This is a genomic window from Arthrobacter sp. Bi26 (genome assembly GCF_918697925.1).
GTDB lineage: Bacteria > Actinomycetota > Actinomycetes > Actinomycetales > Micrococcaceae > Arthrobacter.
The window spans coordinates 1-3,314 of sequence record NZ_CAKKMF010000182.1; the positions used below are offsets into that span (position 1 = coordinate 1).

The 3,314-nt window shown below is 68.9% G+C and carries 3 protein-coding genes and 1 pseudogene; all 4 read left to right on the top strand.

All coding sequences use genetic code 11. The features are described 5' to 3' along the window. The first annotated feature begins 52 nt into the window (after nt 1-52). A complete protein-coding gene (locus LQV16_RS23215) occupies nt 53-1,033 on the top strand; it encodes an ABC transporter substrate-binding protein (protein ID WP_229996187.1) in 981 nt (326 codons plus the stop codon). Next, nucleotides 1,030-2,208 carry an LLM class flavin-dependent oxidoreductase gene (locus LQV16_RS23220; protein WP_229996185.1) on the top strand — a complete coding sequence of 393 codons (1,179 nt, stop codon included), beginning with the start codon at nt 1,030-1,032 and terminating at the stop codon, nt 2,206-2,208. Before LQV16_RS23215 ends, LQV16_RS23220 begins: the two co-directional genes overlap by 4 nt. Then, the gene (locus LQV16_RS23225) at nt 2,192-3,127 is read left to right on the top strand and encodes a DUF1684 domain-containing protein (RefSeq protein ID WP_229996186.1); all 936 of its coding nucleotides are present in this window, start codon (nt 2,192-2,194) and stop codon (nt 3,125-3,127) included. Before LQV16_RS23220 ends, LQV16_RS23225 begins: the two co-directional genes overlap by 17 nt. Continuing rightward, nucleotides 3,124-3,314: pseudogene (locus LQV16_RS23230) on the top strand (nitrilotriacetate monooxygenase); the annotation flags it as partial. The gene LQV16_RS23225 and the pseudogene LQV16_RS23230, both read left to right, overlap by 4 nt.

Below are 3,314 nucleotides of genomic sequence, written 5' to 3' on the forward strand. Positions count from 1 at the left end.
TCCCAATACTGGTCCCCGGCGGAAGCCTGCGGCGTTCCCCGCCGTCGTCCTCATCGGCACCCTGTCCGGCACGCTGGCGCTGAGTGCTTGCGCAGATCCCGGCGCCTCAGCGGCTGCCGGCGGGCAACCGGCCACGACGGCGGCACGCAACGGCGTCGTCTACAACACCTCGCCGGACCAGCAGCGCATCAGGACCGAGAAGGACGCGGCCCTGGCCGCGAAAGTCCCCGCGCTGATCGGCAAGGACGGCAAGCTGACCGTGGCCACGACGGCGGGCGCGATTCCGCTGTCCTTCCATGCCACCGACGACAAGACCCCGATCGGCGTCGAGGTGGACCTGGCCCAGCTGGCCGCCGACAAGCTGGGCCTGGACCTGGATGTCCAGGTGACCTCCTGGGAGAACTGGCCCCTGAAGACCCAGTCCGGCGACTTCGAGGCCGTGTTCTCCAATGTGGGCATCAACGCCGCCCGCGTGAAGCTCTTCGACTTCTCCACCTACCGCGCCGCGTACATGGGCTTCGAGGCGAAGAAGAGCTCCAGCTACAACATCAAGGACTCCGCCGACATCTCCGGCCTGAAGATCTCGGTGGGCTCGGGCACCAACCAGGAGAAGATCCTGATCGCCTGGAACAAGGAACTGGAGGCCAAGGGCAAGACACCGGCGGTGCTGCAGTACTACTCCTCCGACGCCGACACCATCCTGGCGCTGTCCTCCGGCCGCACCGACCTGAACCTCGCACCCTACCCGTCCGTCACGTACCGGGAAAACACCCGCGACGACCTCAAAGTGGTGGGCAAGGTCAACGCCGGATGGCCCTCCGAGACCCTGGTCGCGGCCACCACGCTCAAGGGCAACGGCCTGGCCCCGGCCATCACGGACGCACTGAACTCCGCGATCAAGGACGGCTCCTACGCCAAGGTCCTGGACCGCTGGGGACTCTCCGAAGAAGCCCTGCCCGAGTCCACGACCGTCACCGAGGCCAACTTCGGTACCGCCCCCGCAGGGAAAACAGAGGCAGGAAAAACACCGTGAAGTTCCAGGTCCTCGACATCATCCCGCACCTGAAGAACCCCGTCACCGGGGCAATCGTCTCCACCGCGGACCGGCTCAACCAAGTGGTGGAAACCGCGCGCCGGGCAGAGGAACTCGGCTACGACAGCTTCTCGGTCGGGGAACGCCACGCGGGCGAGTTCATCTCCTCCTCCCCCACCACCGTGCTCGCCGCCATCGCCGCAGTGACCACCAGGATCCGGCTGCAGAGCGGCGTGACGGTACTGTCCGTGCTGGACCCGGTGCGGGTCGCGGAGGACTACGCCACGATCGACCAGCTGAGCCGCGGCCGGCTGGAACTGGTGATCGGCAAGGGCAATGAGGTGCTGCAGTACCCGCTGTTCGGCCTTGACCTGGCGGATCAATGGGAGCTCCTCGCGGAGAAATACGGCCTGCTCCGCCGGCTCTGGACCGAAGAGAACATCACCTGGTCCGGGACGTTCCGCACCGCGCTGACAGAGCCCACCACCACCACGCCCCGGCCCTTCGCCGGCGCGCCGCGCGTCTGGCACGGTTCCGCCACGAGCCTGGCCTCGGCGGCCCTCGCGGCGCAGTGGGGCGATCCGCTGTTCACGGCCAACGCGATCCAGCCGCGGGAAAACTACAAAGTCCTCATCGACCACTACCGCGAGGAATATGCACGCCACGGCCACGATCCCCGGCACCAGTACCTTGGCTCCGGATCGGGCGCCGGCGGGGTGTTCATCGCGGACACCACGCAGGAGGCCAAGCGGCAGTTCGGCCCGGTCTACGAGGCCCTCACCACCGGCAGGAATGTTCCCGGCAACAACTCCCCCTACCGGGACATCGACCACGCCGTCGCCGAAGGCCCCGCCCTGGTGGGCAGCGCGGAGCACGTGATCGACAAGATCCTCAGCTACCACGCGCTCTACGGCCACGACCTGCAGTCCATCTCGCTGCCCACCACGCTGCCCTTCGACCAGCAGCTGGAAATCCTGGAGCGGTTCGCCCTCGAGGTCATTCCGGCCGTCCGCGCCGCCGCGCCCACCACCCTCTGGGCCGACGGCGACCCCTACGCGGGCCGCCCGCAGGCCAGCCTCACCGGCAACACCGGCGGCGCCACCGAACCCGACGCCGCCGCCCGCGTCACAGCCGACCACACCAACCACAGGAGCTCCCATGTCTACACCCACTGACACCGACGGCCGCTCCGACCCGGAATTCCAGGCCGCCGGCAGCCAGGACCACCGGACCAGTCCGGACCGCAGTCCGGGCCGCAGTCCCGACCCGGAATTCCAGGCCGCATGGGCGGACTGGCATGCCGCGCACGAACGCCACCGCGCCGACCACCACGGCTTCCTCGCCGTCACCCACCTGCACTGGCTCGCCTCCTCGCCCGCCCGCCTGGACGGCGCGCCGGGCACGTGGAGCGTAGAGGACGACATTGTTCGCCTGGATTTGCGGGCAGGCGAACGCGTCCTGCGCGACGGGCAGGAACTGAACGCCGACGGGATCGGAGCCACGGTGTTCCTGGGCCCGATTCCCGAGCGCGAAGGCCTGAATCTGCGCGTGGAAGATGCCGGCGCCGGTCATACCGTGATCGAGCTCGCCAAACGCGGCGGCCGCTATGTGGTGCGGCCGCGGCATCCCCTGAACCCGCTGCTCACCGGCTACCGCGGGACACCCGCCTACGCCCCAACCCCCGAATATGCCATTTCAGGAATATTCATCCCGTTCGCCGAACCGCGTCCCACCACCGTGGGCGCGGCGGTCGAAGGAATCCACCACGTCTACGAGGCCCCGGGGGAAATCCGTTTCCGGCTCCGCAGTAAGGACCTGAGCCTCACCGCCTTCAACGGCCACACGCCGGGCACGCTGACGGTGCTCTTCACGGACGCGACGTCGGGCAAGAGCACCTACGCGGCCAACCGTTCCCTCACCGTGCCGGCTCCGGGCGCCGACGGCGCAGTCTGGCTCGACTTCAACCGGGCGGTGAACCTGCCGTGCGCCTACACGGATCTCGCCACCTGCCCGCTGCCGCCGGCCGAGAACCGCCTGCCGGTGGCCATCGAAGCCGGCGAACAGATCCCCTACGAACGACAGGACGCATCATGAGCACACCTCCCGCCCACCACGGGCCCCTGGGACACGGCCTGCTGCTGCTGGAGATCGACGGCGCCGGCAGCCACCCGGCCGCGCGGCGGGTTTCCCGCACAGCACCCGCGTCCTTGCTGGCCCCGGAACACCTCCGCGGCGCCGTGCTCGCCGCCGAGTCTGCCGGGTTCCATGCGGTGACGTTTTG